The 19,914-nt window shown below is 42.7% G+C and carries 20 protein-coding genes and 1 riboswitch; of the genes, 4 read left to right on the forward strand and 16 right to left on the reverse strand.

Annotation, left to right across the window (positions count from 1 at the left end):
- Window positions 1–278 precede the first annotated feature (278 nt).
- The 4 genes from COV43_07545 to COV43_07560 all read right to left on the reverse strand — a co-directional run bounded on the left by COV43_07545 (window position 279) and on the right by COV43_07560 (window position 3,135).
- Entirely contained in the window at window positions 279–680 is a 402-nt protein-coding gene (locus tag COV43_07545) for a peptide chain release factor-like protein (GenBank protein ID PIR24953.1), read from the reverse strand.
- A gap of 107 nt (window positions 681–787) precedes the next feature.
- The gene (locus COV43_07550) at window positions 788–1,807 is read right to left on the reverse strand and encodes a hypothetical protein (GenBank protein PIR24954.1); all 1,020 of its coding nucleotides are present in this window, start codon (window positions 1,805–1,807) and stop codon (window positions 788–790) included.
- A gap of 59 nt (window positions 1,808–1,866) precedes the next feature.
- Window positions 1,867–2,652 (reverse strand): fatty acid hydroxylase, encoded by a 786-nt coding sequence (locus COV43_07555; protein ID PIR24955.1) that lies wholly within the window; start codon window positions 2,650–2,652, stop codon window positions 1,867–1,869.
- A gap of 9 nt (window positions 2,653–2,661) precedes the next feature.
- Entirely contained in the window at window positions 2,662–3,135 is a 474-nt protein-coding gene (locus tag COV43_07560; protein PIR24956.1) for a thioredoxin-dependent thiol peroxidase, read from the reverse strand.
- 185 nt (window positions 3,136–3,320) lie between these two features.
- Here COV43_07560 and COV43_07565 point away from each other — a divergent pair, with 185 nt between their 5' ends.
- The 3 genes from COV43_07565 to acnA all read left to right on the forward strand — a co-directional run bounded on the left by COV43_07565 (window position 3,321) and on the right by acnA (window position 7,630).
- Window positions 3,321–3,758: a DoxX family protein gene (locus tag COV43_07565; GenBank protein PIR24957.1), complete on the forward strand. Its 438-nt coding sequence runs from the start codon at window positions 3,321–3,323 to the stop codon at window positions 3,756–3,758.
- Between the two features lie 71 nt (window positions 3,759–3,829).
- Entirely contained in the window at window positions 3,830–4,885 is a 1,056-nt protein-coding gene (locus COV43_07570) for a methyltransferase type 11 (protein PIR24958.1), read from the forward strand.
- A gap of 18 nt (window positions 4,886–4,903) precedes the next feature.
- Window positions 4,904–7,630: an aconitate hydratase AcnA gene (acnA, locus tag COV43_07575; GenBank protein ID PIR24959.1), complete on the forward strand. Its 2,727-nt coding sequence runs from the start codon at window positions 4,904–4,906 to the stop codon at window positions 7,628–7,630.
- A gap of 1,484 nt (window positions 7,631–9,114) precedes the next feature.
- Window positions 9,115–9,224: riboswitch (TPP riboswitch) on the reverse strand.
- Between the two features lie 85 nt (window positions 9,225–9,309).
- On the opposite strand, the gene COV43_07580 is transcribed toward acnA, so the two are convergent.
- The 4 genes from COV43_07580 to xth are packed head-to-tail and all read right to left on the reverse strand — an operon-like array spanning window position 9,310 to window position 13,028.
- Entirely contained in the window at window positions 9,310–10,704 is a 1,395-nt protein-coding gene (locus tag COV43_07580; protein PIR24960.1) for an aspartate aminotransferase family protein, read from the reverse strand.
- Between the two features lie 18 nt (window positions 10,705–10,722).
- Window positions 10,723–11,031 (reverse strand): hypothetical protein, encoded by a 309-nt coding sequence (locus COV43_07585; protein PIR24961.1) that lies wholly within the window; start codon window positions 11,029–11,031, stop codon window positions 10,723–10,725.
- 56 nt (window positions 11,032–11,087) lie between these two features.
- Window positions 11,088–12,230 (reverse strand): chromate transporter, encoded by a 1,143-nt coding sequence (locus tag COV43_07590; GenBank protein PIR24962.1) that lies wholly within the window; start codon window positions 12,228–12,230, stop codon window positions 11,088–11,090.
- A gap of 42 nt (window positions 12,231–12,272) precedes the next feature.
- Window positions 12,273–13,028: an exodeoxyribonuclease III gene (gene xth / locus COV43_07595; protein ID PIR24963.1), complete on the reverse strand. Its 756-nt coding sequence runs from the start codon at window positions 13,026–13,028 to the stop codon at window positions 12,273–12,275.
- A 69-nt stretch (window positions 13,029–13,097) separates the two neighbouring features.
- Between xth and COV43_07600 the strand changes: the two genes are divergently transcribed.
- Entirely contained in the window at window positions 13,098–13,778 is a 681-nt protein-coding gene (locus COV43_07600; protein PIR24964.1) for a hypothetical protein, read from the forward strand.
- Between the two features lie 220 nt (window positions 13,779–13,998).
- On the opposite strand, the gene COV43_07605 is transcribed toward COV43_07600, so the two are convergent.
- The 8 genes from COV43_07605 to COV43_07640 all read right to left on the reverse strand — a co-directional run bounded on the left by COV43_07605 (window position 13,999) and on the right by COV43_07640 (window position 19,913).
- Window positions 13,999–15,492 (reverse strand): carboxypeptidase M32, encoded by a 1,494-nt coding sequence (locus COV43_07605; GenBank protein ID PIR24965.1) that lies wholly within the window; start codon window positions 15,490–15,492, stop codon window positions 13,999–14,001.
- Window position 15,493: 1 nt separating this feature from the next.
- On the reverse strand, window positions 15,494–16,069 hold the full coding sequence (locus COV43_07610; protein ID PIR24966.1) for a dCTP deaminase: 576 nt from the start codon (window positions 16,067–16,069) through the stop codon (window positions 15,494–15,496).
- A gap of 88 nt (window positions 16,070–16,157) precedes the next feature.
- The gene (locus COV43_07615; protein PIR24967.1) at window positions 16,158–16,727 is read right to left on the reverse strand and encodes a hypothetical protein; all 570 of its coding nucleotides are present in this window, start codon (window positions 16,725–16,727) and stop codon (window positions 16,158–16,160) included.
- Between the two features lie 8 nt (window positions 16,728–16,735).
- Entirely contained in the window at window positions 16,736–17,122 is a 387-nt protein-coding gene (locus COV43_07620) for a hypothetical protein (GenBank protein PIR24968.1), read from the reverse strand.
- A gap of 52 nt (window positions 17,123–17,174) precedes the next feature.
- On the reverse strand, window positions 17,175–18,323 hold the full coding sequence (locus tag COV43_07625) for a hypothetical protein (GenBank protein ID PIR24969.1): 1,149 nt from the start codon (window positions 18,321–18,323) through the stop codon (window positions 17,175–17,177).
- Window positions 18,324–18,404: 81 nt separating this feature from the next.
- Window positions 18,405–18,890: a hypothetical protein gene (locus COV43_07630; protein ID PIR24970.1), complete on the reverse strand. Its 486-nt coding sequence runs from the start codon at window positions 18,888–18,890 to the stop codon at window positions 18,405–18,407.
- A 1-nt stretch (window position 18,891) separates the two neighbouring features.
- Window positions 18,892–19,236, reverse strand: a complete 345-nt coding sequence (locus tag COV43_07635) for a hypothetical protein (GenBank protein ID PIR24971.1) — start codon at window positions 19,234–19,236, stop codon at window positions 18,892–18,894.
- 71 nt (window positions 19,237–19,307) lie between these two features.
- The gene (locus COV43_07640) at window positions 19,308–19,913 is read right to left on the reverse strand and encodes a hypothetical protein (protein PIR24972.1); all 606 of its coding nucleotides are present in this window, start codon (window positions 19,911–19,913) and stop codon (window positions 19,308–19,310) included.
- Between the last annotated feature and the right edge of the window lies 1 nt (window position 19,914).

Below are 19,914 nucleotides of genomic sequence, written 5' to 3' on the forward strand. Positions count from 1 at the left end.
TTGTTTGTAGTAGGTTCCCATGGCAACACCTTATCCATAAAGTGTTGCACTTCGTTTGTGAATTTAGGGGATCCACAATTCTTCTCCCGTACTGTCATTGTGAGTTTTGCGAAGCAAGACGTGGCAATCTCCTCGGCCAATTGTCAGAAGAGATCCTTCGCTTCACTCAGGATGACGAAGAGCTGTGAGAATTGTGGATCCCCTGGTCAAGCCAGAGGATGACAAAGAGAAGATCATCGCACTCACTGCGAGCATTAGCGAAAAAGACGAATCGAAAGTTATAATATCACTTTTTTTCTGGTTTCTTTTTTTTCGGAAGTTTTTCTTTTATTCTCTAACATTTTTTCTTTAGCGCGCTTTGATCGTTTTCGTTTTTGTCGGCGAAGTTTTTCAATTTTTTGCTGCTCTTTGCTGGCTTCACCTTTCAATTGGGTGTCAAGTTTTTCACACAAAAGACGCCGTGCAAAAAAACGATTGTCGGCCTGAGAACGTGTTTTCTGATATTTGACCTGAATGCCACTGGGAAGATGATGCAGAAAAACGCACGTGGACAGCTTATTCACATTCTGTCCGCCTTTCCCCTGAGAACGAATAAATTTTTCTTCAAGCTCGGCCTCTTTTATACCAAGCTCTTCCATCCACTTTTCTAGTTCATGCTGCTTTTTGAGAGAGACCACCATAACGTGTTTTAATAGTATAATGGTCCAAGAGTGCAATGGGACAAAAGATAAAAATACTCTAACTCCCCCTACCCCCTCTTAATCTAAGAGGGGAAAAAATTGCGGTCTCAAAGCTTCTTCTCAAACTTTCCGGTCATGCGGTAATTCATGGTGAGCACGGTGAGATACGAAACTACTTCGGTGATTTGCTGATCATATTTTGGCGATGCCAACAAAGTTAATTCTTTGCAGCGTTTTTCCAAACCATGCAACAAACGACTAATCATAAAACTTGATTCGCCCGTCCAATTTGAAACAGAAGACACAATTTGTTTTCGATTTTTTCTCAAAAAACGAACCGCCAATTCACTTTCTTTGTGGCCACTTGAAAAGATTCGTTTCAAGTCTTGATCGTAAAAACCCGGAAGATCATATGCACAGCGCTTTTGCTTTCGATCATAATACGTCTTCAACTTTGAGGTCATATATTTTGCATCACATATTTTCTTTCCGCCTGTAACTTTTGGAGCAACGCCCTTCAAGTCTTTCATCAACTGGTCGACATATTCCAACTTTTTAATTGCGCCCCAACTTTTATAAGCCTCTCTCCAATCTGATTCAGGATCAAGCCATACCGCAAAGGTTTCTGCAAAATCTTCATCGGGATGATACTGCGCATACCAATCATCAAGATGACGCACAAACTGCTTGCTAAAAGGTTTTGGCTTGTATGTGTCTTCGTAAGGCAAGTTGAAATCGCCAAAAACTTCTTTCCATTTTTTACGACGCCACAAAGTAAAAGCGTAATTAAGTGCATGTCCACATTCATGACGAAGCAAGCGAAGACAGTCATCATCATCACTGCCTTCGCACTCCAACATCATTTTTATTTCAAGCTGAGTAAGGGTTGGATGCGAAAGATAAAACGGAATACTAATAAGAGGAACTCTATCCGGGCAGAACCACTCGTCGCCCAAGTAACACTGAGGATGAAAAAGCAGACCATGAGCATCAAGCTCTGCATATAATTTTTGAACAATAGTATTGAGAGAACTTTTTTCTATTGAAAGGCCAAGATCCTTAATACGCATCTGGAGCAATTCTTGATGATTCAAGCTTTCCCAAGCAATTGTGTTTTGTACTTCCATTTCTTAACTCTCTACTCTCTCCCCCCTCCATTTCTTTTGTGTTTTTTCAACACGAATCCTTAATTATTTCTCAACGGATCTATAATCATCCCACGAACACTTTGATCTTTTTCTTCCACACGATCGGGAAGCCCAAATTGGATTTCATGCGTATTTTCACGAAACTGAAAGCTGCTAAAAATCTTATCCCACCACGAAAAAATGCTTGAAAAATTTGAATGCGTTTCACGCGGAACGTCGGAATGATGCACTCTGTGCATATTTGGCGTCACAATCACTTTTCTCAAAACGCGATCAATTTTTTCTGGAAGCGCAACATTGCTATGATGAAAAATAATAATGGGCTGAAGCAAGGCTTCATACATCAGCAATTCAAACAAGCTTAACCCCAACAAAGCCACAACTGGAAGCCTCACTAAAAACGAAATAAAAATTTCTCCCACATGAAAACGAAGTGCAGTGGATGCATCCATTTGTCTATCGGTGTGATGCACACGATGAAAACGCCACAAAAAATGAATGCGATGACTTGCTCTATGCCACGCATACATCCAAGCATCAAAAAGCAAGAGCGCCAACAGCAAACGCTGCCACGACGCAAGCTCAACAGTCCACAGCAAACCAAAAGCATGTTGTTCAGTCCACTGCGTTAAGAGGACATAGCTACCAGAAAAAATCAGCGCTACCGCAAGAGCATTAAACAGAGCAAAAGCAAAGTTGCGCAGATCGTGCTTTAGCAATTGCTTATAGTTTTTAAAATAAGGAAAAATTTGCTCCAAAAAAATCACCAGCACGTAGGCCGAGAGCATAATAATTATTTTCCATTCTTTTATATTCAAGGTCATTTCCTTTTTTTATTTCACAAGGCTGTCTAGCAAACCCAAGGTTTTCTCTGCATTTCCTGTTGCCTTCACATTATTTTTGAGCGAAAGAATTTTTCCCTCTTCATCGATAAGAACGGTTGTTCTCAAAACGCCCGTCGTCACTTTTCCATAATTATTTTTTTCGCCCCACGCCCCGTACATTTTGTGCACCTTGGTATCTGCATCGGTGAGCAATCGAAAATTGAGCTGATGCTTTTGAATGAAAGCCTGGTGCGAATCTGCGCCATCTCTGCTTATGCCCACCACCACTGCATTTCGCTGCGAAAAATCATTTCTCAGGTCACGGAAATCGCACGCCTGCGTAGTACATCCTGGAGTGTCATCTTTCGGGTAAAAATAGAGCACCACTTTTTTCCCTTTTTGCTCGCTTAAACTAAAGCGGGCTCCATCGTTTGCCGGAAGGGTAAAATCTGGAGCCTTATCGCCCACGCTTGGTATTGGCATATTTCCTCCTCTGAGAATACTTTCTCGGGAAGGAGCTATAGGCAAGTTCTTTGCCAATAGCAATGAAAGCTTTAAATTATTTTCTTGTTATTTTTCAATGGTTTAAATAGGTTTTCTCTTGACCATTTGCTTCAAAAATCTGTTACACTAAACCTGTTTCTCGTCATCACAAAAGGAGGTTCGTCATGGTGTTGAAAAAAGGACTTACATTTTTGAGAGAAAAGAACGCTTTTCTCGACGTGATTCGCATCTATCTTGGCATTGCCCTCATGGTGAAAGCGTACTTTTTCGCCATCCATCAAGAAACGTTGATGGACCTCATCAACAGCAGTGGAAATGTTTGGGGCTATGCAGCCTTCATCGCGCATTACGTTATTATTGCGCACATTGCTGGCGGATTCTTCTTAGCACTTGGCTTGCTCACACGCATCGCAGCTCTCATCCAAGTTCCAGCATTGCTCGGAGCTGTATTTTTTGTGCACATGCCTCTTTTTTCAGAAATGGGCGGAACGCCAGAATTTGAATTATCGGCGCTAGTCTTATTTCTTCTCGTGCTCTTTAGCATTCGCGGGTCAGGAGAGTTGTCTGTGGATTATTATGTAAAAACACATCGAGATAAGTAGAGAAACTGTTGGAAAAGAGATTGCATTCACTGGAAGAATGGCTAGAAAGCGTGGCGTGAAAGGACATTCCCATGAATACAGCCTCTTTGCCTGTTCTCGATTTAGACAATATCAAGCATTACTACGGAAAAGTGCTGCAAAAAAGCAGTGATCTCAAAACCAGTGCTTGCTGCACCGCTGAATCTCTTCCACGTCATCACCAGAAAATTATGCAGCTCATTCATCCTGAAGTGCAAGAACGCTTTTATGGTTGCGGCTCACCCATTCCACCTGCCATCACCGGGAAAACCGTGCTAGATCTTGGTTGCGGGTCGGGGCGAGATGTTTATCTTCTTTCAGCCTTAGTTGGCGAACACGGAAATGTCATTGGCGTAGATATGACAGACGAGCAATTGGAAGTAGCAAAAAAATATCAAGCCTTTCATCAAGAGGCTTTTGGCTACAAACAATCAAATGTTCAGTTTCACCAAGGATACATTGAAGACCTCGCAAGCCTCGGCATTGCCGATAATTCCGTAGACCTTGTGGTTTCAAATTGCGTCATCAATCTCTCGCCAAATAAAGCTAAAGTCTTTGCCGAAATTTTCCGAGTGCTGAAGCCTGGTGGTGAACTTTTTTTCTCCGACGTCTTCTCGGATAGACGCATCCCATCTGCATTAGCAACCGACCCTGTTTTACACGGCGAGTGTTTAGGTGGAGCCTTATACACTGAAGACTTCAGACGTTTGCTTTCACACTTAAACTGCAAAGACTACCGCGTGGTAAAACAAAACCGCATCGATATTCACAATCCAGAACTTGCAGCAAAGCTAGGCCCAATCCATTTTGATTCCATCACCCTTCGCGCGTTCAAACTTGAACTTGAAGATCGCTGCGAAGATTATGGCCAGACGGCGAAATATTTAGGCAATATTTCAGAGCACCCTCATTTTTTTGAGCTCGATGATCATCATCTTTTTGAAACCGAAAAATGGATGTCGGTCTGCGGAAACACTGCAAGCATGTTGCAGCAAACCCGCTTTGCATCTCACTTTGAAGTGAATGGAAACACACAACATCACTTTGGATTATTCAACTGCAACACAGACGAAAACAAAAAAGAAACAACAGACATTGCTTGTTGCTAAATCTTGAAGGAGAATTTTATGCCACATAATAGTTTTTCATGCTTAGACACTCTTTCCGTTGAAGGAAAAGAATATCACTTTTACAATCTCAAAAAAGCTGAAGCAAATGGTTTGAACAATATTTCACAGCTTCCAAAAACCTTAAAGGTTTTGCTCGAAAATTTGCTTCGTCATGAAAATGGAATCACCGTAAACAAAAAGCAAATTGAAGCCTTTTCAACATGGCTTAAGACAAAACGTTCTGACACCGATATTGCCTATCATCCCGCGCGCGTGCTGATGCAGGATTTTACTGGCGTTCCCGCTGTTGTTGATTTGGCAGCAATGCGCGATGCCATGAAACACCTTGGAGCTGATGCCCAAAAAATTAATCCACTTACCCCTGTCGATCTTGTTATTGATCACTCCGTGCAAGTTGACGAATTTGCAAACGTTCATGCGTTTCAGGCAAACGTTGATAAAGAAATGCAACGCAACCAAGAGCGTTATCAATTTTTGCGCTGGGGACAAAATGCCTTTGAAAACTTTCGCGTGGTTCCTCCTGGAACAGGGATTTGCCATCAAGTAAATTTAGAGCACTTGGGAAAAGTAGTGTGGACAAAGGAAAGCGAAGGCAAAACATTTGCATATCCTGATACGCTTGTAGGAACTGACAGCCACACCACGATGATTAACGGCCTTGGTATTTTAGGTTGGGGCATTGGCGGCATTGAAGCTGAAGCGGCAATGCTGGGACAGTCAGTCACCATGCTCATCCCAGAGGTGGTAGGCATGAAGCTTACGGGAACACTTCCCGAAGGAACAACAGCTACCGATTTAGTTTTAACGGTTACACAAATGCTTCGACAAAAAGGTGTGGTGGGAAAATTTGTCGAATTTTATGGCGACGGAATACAACACCTAAGCCTGGCTGACCGCGCAACCATATCCAATATGGCGCCAGAATATGGAGCAACCTGCGGATTCTTCCCGGTCGATCAAGAAACAGTACGTTATCTCGAATTTACTGGCCGCGGCGAATATGTTGCTCTTGTAGAAGCCTATGCAAAAGCCCAAGGGCTCTGGAGAGATGGCAATGAACCTGTTTTCACAGACACCATAGAACTTCAGCTAGAAAGTGTTCTTCCAAGCATCGCTGGCCCCAAACGCCCGCAAGATCGCGTTTTGCTGTCGCAAGCATCAGAAACATTCAAAGCGCTTCTTCATTCTTCGCTTCCAAAAAATGGAACCGGAACAGCATCTTCAGACATGCTTGAAGAAGGTGGACATCTTGAAAATAAAAATGAAACCTTTCTTTCCAAAAACAGTTTTGTAGAAGGAACAGATTATCACATTGATCACGGAAGCATCGTTATTGCAGCAATCACCAGTTGCACCAACACTTCAAATCCTTCCGTAATGCTTGCTGCCGGTTTGCTTGCCAAAAAAGCTGTAGAAAAAGGGCTAAAGGTAAAACCTTGGGTAAAAACTTCATTAGCGCCCGGATCACAAGTAGTCACCGACTATTTGGAAAAAGCGGGGCTACAAACTTATCTTGATCAACTTGGATTCAACCTTGTGGGATATGGCTGCACCACGTGCATCGGCAACTCTGGCCCACTTCCAGAAGCCATTGCAAACGCTGTGATGAAAGAAGATCTCACGGTTTGCTCAGTGCTTTCAGGAAATAGAAACTTTGAAGGCCGCATCAACCCGCATTGCAAAGCAAACTATCTTGCATCACCTCCTCTTGTTGTTGCTTATGCTCTTCTTGGAAATATGAAGTGCGATCTCACCACAAAATCTTTGGGGAAAGATAAAAATGGAAATGATGTTTACTTTAAAGACATTTGGCCAAGCAACGCGGAAATTCAAGCTACCGTTGAAAAAGCCGTTAACAAAGAAATGTTTTTGAAACGCTACGCCGACGTGTTCACTGGTCCAAAAGAATGGAAAGAAATAAAAAGCACCAATTCACTCACCTATCCTTGGAACAACAAAAGTACCTACATTCAAAATCCACCTTACTTTGTGAGCATGAATGCTAAGCCTCAAAAAATCTCCGACATTACGTGTGCAAAAGTGTTGGCAGTGCTTGGCGACTCTGTCACCACAGACCACATCTCGCCTGCAGGTGCGATAAAAGCTGACTCTCCTGCCGGCATGTATTTACAGCACGAAGGAGTAGCACCAGTTGATTTCAACTCTTACGGTTCTCGTCGCGGAAATCATGAAGTGATGATGCGCGGAACATTTGCAAATATTAGAATTCGAAACGAAATGGTTCCCGAAAAAGAAGGTGGCTACACAAAACTTCCCGACGGTTCCATCATGCCTATTTACGAAGCTGCTATAGAATATCAAAAAGCAAAAACACCGTTAGTGATCATTGCAGGAAAAGAGTATGGCACGGGCTCTTCCCGAGACTGGGCTGCAAAAGGAACCAACTTACTTGGCGTAAAGGCCGTGATTGTAGAAAGCTTCGAACGCATTCATCGTTCAAACCTTATTGGTATGGGTGTATTGCCGTTACAATTTACGCAAGGTCAAACACGAAAAACCCTAAAACTTGACGGCTCGGAAACCTTTAGCATTACAGGATTAGCAAGCGGCCTTACTCCCGGCATGTCACTTCACTGCACTATCAAACGTAACGATGGCAGCAGCGAAGATGTAAAGCTTCTGTGCAGAATTGACACTTCAGACGAACTTGAGTTTTACCAACACGGCGGCATTTTGCAGTATGTGTTGCGACAGCTGATGTAGAATTCGGAATTTTTTGCTTAACAATCTTCTCCCCTCTTAGATTAAGAGGGGCTGGGGGAGTTATGTTTTTTGAGTACAAAAACAATAACCCCACCTAACCTCCCCTTAATCTAAGGGGAGGAATGAAAGCCTTCCGTTTCCTGTTTTGACCTCTGATACCACCTCACTACCGGAACAGCCGCGAGTGGTATTACCATTCCGTAAGGGGTGGACATTAAAGGAAGAAGGCTTTGTAAAACGAAAGCCATGTAAGCGTACCCATTCATTTTTTGTCTCACCGGCGCTGAGGCTACTGTTACTAACATCGAGGCACTGAACCAAAAAAAACTTCCGAGGAGACCTAAAAGGTTTAACACTTGAAGATAAGTTTTTTTCTGAAAATCAATCTGAGGATCCAAAGCCACTTCAATCATGCTTTGAGAGTTTATATAAAAACTACATACTGCTCCAAAACCACCTAAAAACCGAAAGGTGTTTTGCATTCTCATACTTTGCCCAACCTCATTGGAAAAAACTTTAATTTTGTCTAAGGAACTTTCTGACTTACTCGCCTCTCTCACCAAATGAAGCCAATACACAATAGCTCCTGTCCCATATCCAACATCAAAAAATGAAAAAGCCACATTACTTCCACTCAAGTTTTCCCACGCTGCTTCCGATCCAAACCGTTGCCTATTTTCATGATACTGTTTCCACTCAAAGCCCAATCGGCAAGCTCCGGCAGTAATAAGGAGACCTCCGCCTAAAAAATGTAAGAATTGATGTCTCGTAAAAGCTCGATATGTCTGACTCTCTAAAGCTGCTTCGGAACTGAGGACCAACTCTTTAAACAATGTGTTGCCTCGTTGATAAAACACTTCTGCAAGCAGACGAGAACCCATTGCAGCCATGTCAGAAGTAACTGCGAACGCTTGTTTGAAATTGAGTGATGCCCCAGGAACAGCCACTGCCGCTGTAAGCGCTGCAACATCAAAACCGAGCCGAGTTCCAGCAGCATGCACTCTAAGCCTTCCCGCCTGTGCTTTTAGTTGATGTCCCCTAGCTTCCAAGTGCACCAAGTCTTGCGGGCTAAGATTTCCCACACGTCCAGCATCACTTCCCAAAAACATGCGACCAGCCACTCGGCCAGCAAAGGTATGTGATTCATACATCTTCCGCACTCCACCTGAAAATATGGGTGATGCGGGTTCGTGTGTAAGCCGAACAAGATTGCTTTGATATCTTCCCACTGCTTCCGGATGAGTAGCAACAAGCCCAAGAGCTGGACCACAAGTATCTCTCCCAAAAAGATGAAGTGCATAAGCTGGCGAAGTCGACATCGATGATCTCAATGTAGAATCAGGAGCATCTCTAGTAACAAGACTTGCAGCAGATGGTGCTGACACTCTTCGCTCTGGCTGTGATGATGGAAGACAAGCTGACATGGCCGCAGAAAATGCAAACGGCGCAAGGAAACTCCGAACTGTTGGTAAACGAAATGAAAACAAAGGATTCATCCAGGCTCCCTTCGCGAGCATTACCTCGAGCAGGTTCTATGGCTTTTTCTCAACCGCCTCGTCCGTAAATGACGAGAGCAGTACGCCAGCTGTTATTCTCAATTATCAAAAGATTTGAAGCGGATGTGCCAGCTCGGCTTTTTAAAGTAAAGGGGAAAGTACCGGAAAAAAGAGAAGGCGGTTTTAAGAGCGCATACGCGCAGATTTTGCCGCTGCAATGGCCAAATCTTTTCCCACAGACCAAATGGAACCCGGAAACGTATGGCACAGCTGCATCACCTGTTCGAAGGCATTTACAAACTGATTCACTTCCGCTTCACCAATGCACAGTGGAGGCAAAACCTTCACCACATCCATGTTATGACCAGCTACTTGTGTGAGCACATGATGATCGCGCATAAGTGGAATCACTACCATCTGTCCAAAGAGTCCAGCATTTACAGCATGCACCAGTTTCCAACCAGCTTTTAGCTTCATCGACTTTGGCTCGCCAAACTCAAAGGCAAGCATCAGCCCTTCACCACGCACATCCGCAAGCATTTCATACTTCGGCTTCATCGCAAGAATGCGAGATTTGATTTCTTCGCCACGAAGTTTTGCATTTTCTACCAGCTTGGTTTCTTCCATGTAGTCCAGCGTTGCAAGTCCAGCAATCATCGCCAAATGATTTCTGCCGAACGTACATGAATGCACAACGCATTCATCCATGCTGCGAAAGACTCTATTGTAGATTTCCTCACTGTAACAAACAGCACCAATGGGAATGTAGCCACCAGACAAGCCCTTAGCCACAAGCACAATGTCGGGCGTAATATCATAAGCATGATGCGCAAACCATTTTCCGGTTCTGCCCATGCCCGTTTGAATTTCGTCGGCAATCAGATATGCGCCGTAATGACGGCACAATTTTTCGGCATCTTGATAGTACGTAGGTTCTTCGGCGTAGACGCCCTTGCCTTGAATGGGCTCAATGATGAGTGCTGCAACGTCATCATGGCGCAGCTCTCGCTCGAGGGCATCAAGATCACCAAGTGGGATAGCAACACAAGCTGGCAGCAATTGGCCAAAATCTCGTTTGAATTCTTTGTTGCCATTTACTGAAAGCGAACCATTGGTCAAACCATGAAACGCATGATCAAAGTAAAGCACGCGCTGACGCCCACTGGCTTTGCGCACAAACTTAAGCGCACCTTCAACCGCTTCAGTTCCAGAATTGCACCAAAAAACACGTTGCGTTTTTCCGCCTACTTTTTCTAACAAGCGTTCAGCCAAAACTGCAGCCGGAAGTGGCGCATCCATTTGCACCATGCTTGGGAAATCTGCATCTAGCGCATATTTTAGGGCATCCTTTACGTACGCATTATTTCGCCCAACGTTGAACACTCCATAACCGGCAAGAAAATCGAGGTACTTCTCGCCTTTGCTATCGTACAAATAGCAGCCTTCAGCTCGCACGTATTGTTTGTCGAAGCCAATAGTTTTCAACACGCGTGCGAACTGCGGATTTACAAACTGCGCATACTTCGCAAACTGTTCATCGTGTGAAAGTTGCAGTGATTCTTCGAAAGAAAAGCTCATAAAATTTCCTTAAAAACTTTAGGCATTTTTGCATGCATCTTGTTTTTGCTTTTTTTCTAACCATTCTTGATACGACTTACCGGCCGCAAGGTCTTCTCCTGTAAGCTCTACAGAGACTACTTGAAAAAGATTGTAGCGTGCATGGTCGCCACTTCCAGCAAGGTAAAGGTCGATAAAATTTTCATCTGATGCACGAGCATTCTCATATTCGCGATTATACAAATATCCTTCCACTTTTGAATTGTCGGAAAGCGTAACCGTAACATTCCCTCTGTATTTAAAAGCGTTCTCTACTTGTTCTTTCAGTACTGGTGTAATCTGAGACATAAAAAACCCCTTCCGTTTGTAATGAGAGTCTACCTAGCCGGCTTGACAGCTTCCCGTCAAGCAGCAAAAAAGAAGTGCCAAAAGGCACCACCAAGCGAAGAAAAAACGATAATCCAAATGGGATGCAGTTTTTTCCATCCCAGCAAAAGAAACGTTGCCACAGCTGCAATCAGCATCTGGACAGGATTTCCCCACAGGCTTGTTTTTACAATTCCCACACAAGCAACAAGCATAAGTGAAATGGCACTTATATTTACGGCATCTAAAAATCGTGAGGCCAGTTTGGATTTTCGAAGTTTTGGAATAAAGGGATTAAGGGCAAGCACAAAGAAAAACGAAGGAAGAAAAATACAGATTGTTGAAAGAATTGCTCCCCAAAAACCCTGAAGCTGAAATCCAATAAAGGTTGCCGTGGTTAAAACCGGGCCCGGCGTAAACTGACCTATAGCAACAGCATCCAGCAATTGTGTTTGTGTGAGCCAGTGAAAGCGCTGCACCATTTCGCCTTCAAGGTAGGCAATAAGCACATAACCACTTCCAAAAAGAACAGACCCTATTTTTAAGAAAAAAAGCGAAAGCTGCCACAAGCTTGGCGGCAGCTGAGCTAGCACTGGCAAGCTTTCTGCCGATGAACTTAAAACGGGAAGTGCGCCAAGTGAAAAAAACGAAAGCAGTTTTTGCCCACGCATTTGAAACCATACAACACCAACAATTCCACCAATCAGCAAAGCTACAATTTCACTAACACCACCTAAGTTGAGAGCAAAAACCATGGCTCCAATTATTCCAAGCTGCCACGACTTCAGCGCCTTTTTCCCCAAGGTGTACACAGCACTGAGGATAAGCGCCAACACAGCGGGCCGCAAGCCAATGAAGAATGGCGCCACCTGAGGAAGAGCTCCATACTGAACATACATCCACGCAAACGCAAGTGTGATAAGGGCTGCAGGAAGAATGAATGCAGTGCCCGCAAGCAAAAGCCCCGCAAAACCTCTGCGTTCCATACCACAGTGCATAGCCATCTCGGTAGAATTGGGGCCGGGGATGAGGCTGGTTGCACCAACTAAATCAAGAAAATGTTCGTCGCTAATCCATTTCTTTTTGGCCACAACTTCATGTTGCATCAACGCAATGTGCGCAGCTGGCCCACCAAAAGCAAAGGCACCTAGTTTGAGAAAAAGGAAGAGAATGTCTTTCATGTCAAATCTTTCTTAAGGCTCTACTTAAAGGGAAAATGCGACTCAAACATTTAAGGTTAATCCAACTGGACAATGATCAGAACCCAATACATCGCAGTGAATGTCAGCAGCTTTAAGCCCAGTTTTTAAAGCAGCCGAAACGCAAAAATAATCAATTCTCCACCCAACATTTCGTTTTCTCGCAGCAGTTCTGTACGACCACCATGTGTAATGGTCTGGCTCATCCGGATGAAATTCACGAAAGGTATCCAAAAATCCCGCAGCAAAAAGTCTTTCCACACCTTCTCGCTCTTCGTCGGTAAAACCAGCGCTGTTGTGGTTTTGATCAGGCCGCGCCAAGTCAATTTCATTTCTTGCTACATTTAAATCACCGCAGAGAATGACGGGTTTTTTCTTTTGTAATGCATCAAGATATTCAACAAATACTTTATCCCATACTTGACGATAGCCAAGACGCTGAAGTTTATCTCCAGAATTTGGTGTATACACATTCACCAAAATAAAATCTTTGTACAAAGCGGTAATCACCCTGCCTTCTTCATCATGTTCAGGAAGATTCATCCCAAAGTGAACTTCGAGTGGTTTTTGCTTTGTCAGCAAAAGAGTGCCTGAATAGCCCGGACGTTTTCCCGAATTCCAATAGTGATGGTATTCTTCGTAATCGATATCCACTTGTTCTTTGTTGGCCTTAGTTTCTTGCAAACAAAGAATATCCGGCTGATGAGTATTCATAAAATCGTGGAAATTTTTGCGCAAAACGGCTCGAATTCCATTTACATTCCAAGAGATAAGCTTCATAAGCGCTGCTTATAGACAAACTCAAATTGAAGAGCAAGTCTTTGAAAGATTTTAAGAAAGAGGAGCAAAATGATCCCTTTTTCCGGTTCACTTATTGATGCCGCTTCCATCATCGTTGGAACCCTCATCGGCCTCACCCTTGGCAAAATTATCACCGATCGCTTCCGAGAAATTTTATACCACGCTCTTGGCCTTTCGGTTTTTTTCATCGGCATTACCATTGCTCTTAAAGGGCAAAACTCAATTGTACTCTTGGGAAGCATGTGTCTTGGCGGCATTAGCGGAGAGTTGATTTCTATTGATCAAAAAATTAATCGCCTAGAACTAAAACTTTCAGAACGCTTTTCAAACTTTAAATCAAATATTGGAAACGCTTTCATCACCTCAACCCTTGTCTTTTGCGTTGGCTCCATGGCGATTCTGGGATCAATTGAAGAGGGCTTAAAAAATGAACCCACTATCTTGCTGGCAAAATCTTTTTTAGACGGAATTTCGGCAATTATTTTTGCAAGTTCGATGGGAATTGGCGTACTTTTTTCAAGCGTTGTGGTTTTGCTGTATCAAGGTTCAATCACGCTTTTTTCTTCCTGGTTTGGAAGCATCTTGGGAGAAACTGTTATCAACAACATTAGCGCGGTGGGAGGAGTAATTATTGTGGCTATCTCGCTGAACATTTTAGGCATCACGCGCATCCGCGTTCCCAATCTTCTGCCAGCAATTGTTTATGCTTTTGTTCTTTCACTTTTTTAGGGCGTTAAGCTTGTCATCCTCGCGAACGCGGGAATCCAGTAATTCAAACTCTTTGCTGTCATCCTGAGTGGAACGAAGGATCTCCTCAGTCAATTGTCAGAGGAGATTGCCACAGTCGCTACGCTCCTTCGCAATGACAGAGAATTGCTGGATTCCCGCCTTCGCGGGAATGACAAAATGCAAAAATGGTAGTGCACCAACTGCTCACACGTTCTAAAGTTTACACTTCGTACAAAGCACCAAACTTTTCTTTGAGGTAACTGGTAAAAAACTTTGCGCTGAGAGGTTCACCGGAAATATTTTCTACTAAGTCCGCTGCAAAATACTGCCGGCCACGGCGATGAACATTTTTTCGAAGCCAGGAAAGCAAGGTGGAGAGGGTTTCTGCTGTGATGTCTGTTTTAAGACTTGGAATATCTTGCTCAATTTTTTTCCACATTTGACTGCCGTAAATATTGCCAAGCATATAGGTTGGAAAATATCCAAAGCCTCCAAACGACCAGTGAATATCTTGCAAAACGCCCTCGGCATCATTTTTTGGAGTGATCCCCAAATAATTTTTCATTCGCGCATTCCATTCATGAGGAAGATCCGCCACTTTCATTTCGTCTGCTATAAGCGCACGCTCAAGTTCAAAACGAAGCACAATATGCAAATTGTACGTAAGCTCGTCAGCTTCAACACGAATAGGACTTGCTTCAACTTTGTTGAGCGCTGCATAAAAAGCTTCCTCTTTCACCTGAGATAACTGATTGGGAAACAGTGTTTGAAGTTGTGGAAGAAAAAAGTGAACAAAGGCTTTACTGCGTCCCACAAGGTTTTCCCAAAGACGCGATTGAGATTCGTGAATTCCAAGTGAAATGGCTTCGGCCATGGGAGTGCCTTCATACTCCTCTTCAAAACCTTGCTCGTACAAAGCATGCCCCGCTTCGTGAGCAACGCCGTACAAAGCTTGGAACAATTCTTTCTCGTCGTAGCGAGTGGTAATGCGAACATCGTTTGTAGCAGGACCACCACAAAAAGGATGTGTGGAAGTATCGAGCCTACAAGCATCGAGATCGAGACCAAATGTTTTCATGATAAGGCGACAAGCTTTTTCCTGCTCAGCTTTCGGATACGTTTGCTGCAAAAAAGAGCTATCTGGTTTAACCTTACTTTTTTGAATGGCAGCAAAAAGTGGAACCACTTCAGCTTTCACTTCATCAGCAAACTGCGCAAAGCGTTTTGTGGTCATGTGCGCTTCATAGGTATCAAGCAGCGCATCATAAGGCTCGCTCTCAAAGCCAAGACACTTGGCCTTTTGCTGGCAGAGCAACACAATATTTTCAAGACTTGGAGAAAAAACTGAGAAGGAACTTTCTTGACGTGCCCTTGCCCAATCTTGTTGCGCAAGTGAAGTTTGTTTGCTGAGCTCTCTCACCAAACTTTCAGGAAGTTTTGTCGCTTTTTCATAGTCACGCTTCCAAGCTTTCACATTTGCAGCTTGTGTTTCCGATAAATTTTCCTCAGCTGCAGCGGAAATCCAATCACCAACTTGCACCTCAACTACTTTTCGATGAATCATGGTAGACAAAACTGAAATTTGCTCAGCCCTTGCCTTTGCCCCTTTTGGCGGCATCATGGTTTCTTGATCCCAACCTAAAAGGCTTCTGGCACCTGCAATTGCCGAGACTTCCTTAAAATATTTTTCTAAACGCTCATAAGTTTTTGACATTTTATTCCTCGCAAAGTCCGTAAGGATTTTTGGCGTTATTTTTTTCGAAATTCATCCACATGCGAGAACCAACGGGCTTTGGATCTTTCTCGTTGTACTTTGCACATTTTTTATTGGCGTAAGAGTTGATAACATCACCTTCAACCGCAAAATAAATAAGCTGGCCAATAGGCATTCCCGCATAAATACGTACCGGTTGCTTGCACGAAATTTCTAAAGTCCAATAATTGCAAAAACCAACATCACCTTTTCCTGCTGTAGCATGAATATCGATACCAAGCCGGCCAGCACTCGATTTTCCCTCAAGAAAAGGAACATGTTTGTGCGTTTCGGTGTATTCTTCTGTGATGCCTAAATAAAGGGTTTCCGGTTGGATGACAAAACCTTCTTCCGGAATAGTGATGTAATCAAGCTCATGATCTTTTTTCGCATCGAGAATTGTATCTTTGTAGGTTGCCAGTATTTTTCCAAGATGCACATCGTAAGAATTTGATCCCAAACACTGTTGGCGATATGGCTTCACCACAATCTCACCTTTTTCAATCGCATCTAGAATTCCCTGGTCTGATAAAATCATATTCTCTCCTCTGTTACCCGCATGAACGGTAGCTGTTATCGCTCTCTCCCCTTTTTTTCAAGCAATAACTGCATTTTGTCAGTTGGTGCTATTCTAAGCTAAACTCGATAGGGAATGAAAAAATATACTGGTCTTCTTGTATGCTTTTTGGAAATGGAGGAAAGCTTCCAACCCGCTTCACCAAAGCCTTTGCTTCTTCGTCCAACAAATAGACTCCAGAACTTTTTTTCAAACGTGAAACTAAAATTTCTCCTTCACGAGAAAGAGTGACTTCCATAACAGTGCCCCCTTCTTCACCTCGTTGCTTCGAAAGAAGCGGATATCGTTTTGCCTTATCTAGAAGCGCCAAAATACGTTCTTGATACAACGCGCTTTCAGCAAGATCATTTCCAGCTACCTGTTGCTCTGAAGAACGTTGCTCAGATAAAGCATCACTCTTGTTAAAACCACTTACATCAAGCCTTTGCTCTTGTTCACTCGCATTTTTTTCTTGCTGAATGTTTTTTTTCTCTTCTGCCGTTTGAACAAGATTTATATTTAAAGGCCGAAAACTAATAATATCTTTTGATGAGGGAAAAGAGATGAAAAACAAAAGATGCAAAAAAGCTGAAAGAATAAAACCCAATAAAAGAAAATGTTGTCGAAAAAGAGAAAGCATAAATAAAGTTATTTTTTTTGCACAGCAAGGGAAACATCTTGAATATCTAAACTTCGAAGCAGATCCATTACACTCACCAGAAAACCAGTTGGGACAAGCTTATCCGCTTGAAGCATAATTTTTTTCACCTTCTCTGTTTCTAACTTTTCGCGTAAAGTTTTTTCTGAATATGATTGGCCATCCATAAACAACTCTTGGTTTTCAGTGATGGAGATTGTTGCTACGTGAAGAGCAATCTCTTCTGCAGTGCTAGAGGCTGGAAGGGAGAGACTTATTTTTGCATCGGAACGCAAGTTCATGCTGAGCATAAAAAAAATGAGCAGCAAAAAAACCACATCTATTAAAGAAGTAAGATTGGGAAAAGCCTCTATCCGTTTTCGTCGCCGAATCTGCATGCAGGCTCTCTAGCGCAAAGCACAGGAAAAATGCAAGGTGGAAGGCAATACATCAATCTTCTTCCACTTCAATTACAAGCGTCTTGCGAATGGTTTCAAAAATCTGAATAATTTCATCTCGATTTTGTCCCCTTACCAAAACACGGCCTTTATTTTCGCCCGCTGTTTCTCGCTTTTTAATTTTTTCTCCCACCTTTAACTTCACCTGAACAGCTTCTACTCCAGGAAGAGCTGAAAGCTCCTTCACGCCTTTAAGTTTTGTGATTGTTCCCGCGGGAGGATGAATAAGATGCACTCCGGCATAAGATTTTCTTTTCGGTGGAAAATTCACCATCTCCCCAAGCTCAAGCCTAACAAGCATTTCCCAAGGCTTAAATCCAAATTCAAGTTCAATGAGCAACATAATAAAACCACCCGGAGGACGAATGGCAACCTCACCAAAAACGGGGCCTTGTTCGGTGAGGTAAAATTCCGCATGCGTCATGCCTGTATCTACACCCAAAATACTCAGTACTTTATTGTTCAGCGCTATCACCTCTTCTGTCACTTTGGGATACTGTGCAGCGGGAGCAATGAGGTGATGATAGTGACCAAGATATTCGGTAGTATGCTGAAATAAAATTTTTCCATTTTGCACAAAACTTTCAACAGACATCTCAGATCCAGTAATGAAGCGCTCTGCAAGCCAGCCTTGTTTTTTCTGCAATGCAAACTTCTTTACATCGGAAAGCACCTGCAAATCTTTTCCACCCGAAAGATCTTTGCGTTTAAACACAACGGGCAAGCCCAATTCTTGCACAAGATTTTTCACGTTTGTGTTTTCATTAATTTCTACAAAATCGGTAATAGGAATATCGGCTTCCAAAACTTTTTGTTTCATTGCAAGCTTGTTATGAAAGCATTCAACTGTAAATGGAAGCGCTCGTTTAAAACCAAGATGCTCTCTAACCCTTGCTCCAAGCACAACAGAGGCTTCGCTCACGGCTAAAACGGCATCAATGTTTTGAGCATCAAGAAACGAGAGGATTTCGGCAGAAAAAGATTCGTTTGATTTCGGAAACGGAATTTCCAAAGAGGCCAACGCTTTTTTTGAAAGCGATGGAAGAAGACCACGTTCATCCCAAAGCAAATATTGATGCCCTAAGTTGAGCACCGCTTCGCAGCAAGGTTTCCTGGCACCAATAATTAAAACCGTCTTCACACTCTTCCCTCACGGAAGCTAGCCATCTAACAGTTTCTGTTTCCCGAGACGAGGAAAAAGTGAAGGAAGATAAACTGATTATTATGCGGCTTCTTGCCATTCTTTATTTTTTGTAACGAAGATTCTTTTGTGGGATTTTTTAGTCTTCTCTGAGCCATAGGAACTAAGATTTTTTGTATAGTTACGAAACGGCCCATATTCCGAAAGAATAAGGGTACGTAAAAATCTTTCTGAGGTGAGCGACATTTGCTCTTTTCCATTTTCCCACCGAGATACGCTTTCGGGGGTAACTGCAAAGTTTTTGGCAAACTCAACTCCAGACCAGCCTAAATGAGATCGCAAAAAACGCACCTCAGTTGGAAGCAAACGGCTTTTTTGTGAAGCCACCACCTTGGCAATTACAGTATGAAGTTGTTCAAGATTGGGGATAACAATTTCTTCTTCATCGCAATGCGAACACGTATAAATTTCTATTTTTTTTAGAATAATATTTTTCAGTCCACACTCAGCATAGCGATAATCAGCAAGTTTTTTTTTCATTTTTTTTGAACACTCTGAACACATCATTTTATTTTCTCCAAGCAGTGATACAACGAATACAATTTTGATGCATAAATGTAATCACCACAATTATTTTTTCTGTTTCCACTCTGTAACGGTATGTTCCATTAACCAGCTCTGGATCTGTGTAAATCAAGCCTGCCTTTAACACATTTAAAAGATCAACTGTCGTAAGATTATCGTGGGCTAGCTCTTTGCGACAATGTTTACTGAGAGAAATAGCGTTAGTATCTGCATTCAGAATTTCTGAAAGCAGCTTCCGGGCCTGAACCCGATTCAATCTTGATAATATATCAATACTTGATTTAAAATCAACCATTTTAATCCCAAAAAAAAGAGGAGCAAGAGCCAAAAACCTAATTGCTTTGTCCCTCGTTCACTTTACAAGAGTAAAAGATGGGAAAATGGAGTGAAATCGTTCACTTATTCCAAGGCTGAAACAAGGGACACACAGCGTTGAAGCTGGTGTTCTAGCTTTTCGAGTCTGGCCTCGAAAGTGTAGTAGGCGATGAGGGAAACAATGGAGATCATCAGCCCAAAGGCAGTGGTGATAAGGGCTTCCCAGATACCGCCTGCAATGAGAGATGGCGAAACAGTCGTAGCTATTTCGATAGTGGAAAAAGCGCGAATCATACCTGTTACCGTTCCCAACAAACCCACAAGTGGACTCACCGCTGCAATAATGGAAAGTGGACGTAACCAAGATTCTAAAGAGCGTAACAAAACAGAGGCTTTGTGAAACAAGATATTTTTAAGCTGCTCACCGATATATTTTTTTGTTTCGAAGGTATTAACAGCTTCAAGAAAAAATCGTGAAAGAGGATCTTGTTTTTTCTCAAGTATTTTCCCCGCCTGTTTTAATTCATTTTTTTGAACAAACTGGAAAACCTCTTCAATACTCACTTTGCGGAACAAGCCTAAACTGAAAAACTGAAAACTTTTTGCAAAAATAATCGCCAAAGAGAAAAAGGAAAAGGCGAGCAAAACCCACATCAACTCGCCACCTTTAAAAAATATATCTATACTCATA

The organism is Deltaproteobacteria bacterium CG11_big_fil_rev_8_21_14_0_20_42_23, from assembly GCA_002796345.1.
GTDB lineage: Bacteria > UBA10199 > UBA10199 > 2-02-FULL-44-16 > 2-02-FULL-44-16 > 1-14-0-20-42-23.